Source organism: uncultured Faecalibaculum sp. (assembly GCF_910588395.1).
Taxonomy (GTDB): Bacteria; Bacillota_I; Bacilli_A; order Erysipelotrichales; family Erysipelotrichaceae; genus Faecalibaculum.
The window spans coordinates 1-2,309 of sequence record NZ_CAJUPA010000076.1 but is presented as its reverse complement, the minus strand read 5'-3'; the positions used below and the strand labels follow the sequence as shown (position 1 = coordinate 2,309).

The 2,309-nt window shown below is 57.0% G+C and carries 1 protein-coding gene; it reads right to left on the bottom strand.

Annotation, left to right across the window (positions count from 1 at the left end; genetic code table 11):
- On the bottom strand, positions 1-2,309 hold a 2,309-nt coding region (locus QZ305_RS11595; RefSeq protein WP_294732148.1), incomplete at both ends, for an N-6 DNA methylase.

The window sequence follows — 2,309 nt, the reverse complement described above, 5'->3', positions numbered from 1 at the left end:
AGCAGGGTATTCCCGCCGTACAGCACATGGGCGATGGCGTTTTTCTGGTGTTCCCGTAACGTAATTTCCGGGTTCATGCCCGCAAACCGGATATGCTGCCCGTCATACTCGCGGGGGCGGATGCTGTTCATTTCCTCGTTGTACTGGCGCACCAGCGTCTGCCGCCGCTGGGGGTCCTTCCAAATCCAGTCCCGGAAGGCTTCTCTAATCGCCATCTGCTTCTGGGCGGCAAGGGTGGTTTCTTTGGCGTTGAGTACCCGGCGCTCCCGCCCCTCGGCGTCCTCAACGGTGTCATAGATGCGGACATCCCGCAGGTTTAAGCTGTCCTCCAGAATCTTGTAGGCGTTGGCCCGGTCGGTTCCGTAGGTGGTGTTGGCGGCTACATCGCCGTACCCAACGGCGTTTTTGCCGGTGATCTGCCACTCGGCGGTGTAGGGGACATACTTGACCTCAATCTTCCCTTGCAGATAGTACGGGGTGTGGAAGGTTTCGTACATGAATTGCTGGATGTAGTCTTTGTCAATCCAGGTAGCGCCCAGGCGCACCTCGATTTCCGATGCGTCCAAATCCTTTGGCTGGGCGGCGGTCAGCGCCTCCACATTGACAGAAAAGGCGGGGTCTTTGTCCGCCGCCCGCTGTGCCTGCCGCAGTTTCCGGCGCACGTTGCCGGAGAGGTATTCATCCGCTGTCACATAACGGGGCGTTTCCCCCTCCGCCAATGGTCCGGGCAGGCGGAAGATCACGCCCCGCAGCTCCTGCGCCAATTCCTCCTGGGTTTTGCCGCTCAGTTCGGCCATGTACGCCATATCCACCTCGGCCTTTTCCGCGATGGAAACAGCCAGGGCTTCACTGGCGGTGTCCACCGCAGTAACGGCCTGATGGGGCTTGATGGTGCGCTTGGTGAACATATCCGCCTTTTGCTTCAGATGTCCGTCATCGTCAATGACTTCCAGCGCGCAGAGCAGATAATAGCTGGAATCATCGGCAAAGGCCAGCCGGTTGCCCCGGTCATTGATAAGCCCGTACTTTGCGGAAAATGCGTCATAGAGCCGGTTCAATTCGGCCTGGGTTTCACGGATTGCCGCATCCGAAACAAAGCTGTCCATCTGCTGTGCGATGAGCTTCTGCACACAGTCCCGCAGTTCCACCAGACCCTTGATACGGGCCTCGGCGGTGGCGTTTAAGTCGGGGCGCACCATGCGGCTGTTTTCCCGATAGTACACCGCACCGTCCACAACGGTATAGGAATAGTTTTTTACATCAGGGTCAGCGGGGATAGAAGTATCAATTTCTTCCCCCTCGCCCAGCTCCGGCAGTTCGGCCTCCTGGTAGGTCCCGCGAATATATTTTATGGCGTCGTGCAGCTGGTCGGAAAGTTCCAATCCCTCAATGGGATTTACGGTGTAATCCATGCCATGAGCGGTGCTTTCCGGCTCCTGCCTGCCCAGCACCATTTCCGGGTGGTCCAGGAAATAGCGGTTGATGGTAAAATCATCTTCGGTCTGTCCGGTCTGCGTCCAGTCCGGGGCAATGTCAATCGGGCGGTCACGTTTTTGCAGGAAAATGATGTCGGATACCACCTCTGTCCCGGCATTGGCCTTAAACGCATTGTTGGGCAGACGGATCGCGCCCAACAGCTCCGCCCGCTGCGCCAGATACCGGCGCACCGTAGAATCCTTGGAATCCATCGTGTAGCGGCTGGTGACAAAGGCCACGACACCGCCTGGACGCACCTGGTCCAGCGATTTTGCAAAAAAGTAGTTGTGGATGTTGAAGTTCAGCTTGTTATAGGCCCGGTCATTGACGGAATACTGGCCAAACGGCACGTTTCCTACGGCTAAATCATAAAAATCCCGCCGGTCAGTGGTTTGAAAGCCCGCGATGGTGATGTCTGCTTTTGGATAGAGCTGTTTTGCGATGCGTCCGGTGATGGAATCCAGTTCCACGCCGTACAGTTTGCTGCCCCGCATTTCCTCCGGCAGCATACCGAAGAAATTGCCCACGCCGCAGGAGGGTTCCAGGATGTTGCCGGTCTGGAATCCCATTTTCCCCACCGCTTCATAAATGGCCTGGATAACGGTAGGGCTGGTGTAATGGGCGTTTAAGGTGGTCCCTTTGGCGGCTTCATATTCCTCCGGGGACAGCGTTGCGTAGAGTTCCGCAAACTCCTTTGCCCAGGTGGGCTTGTTCTCGTCAAAAGCGTCTGACAGACCGCCCCAGCCCACATACCGGGAGAGTGTTTCCTGTTCTTCCGGCGTGGCCTGCCGGTTTTCAAACTCCAATTCTTTCAGGAGATTGATTGCGTCCAT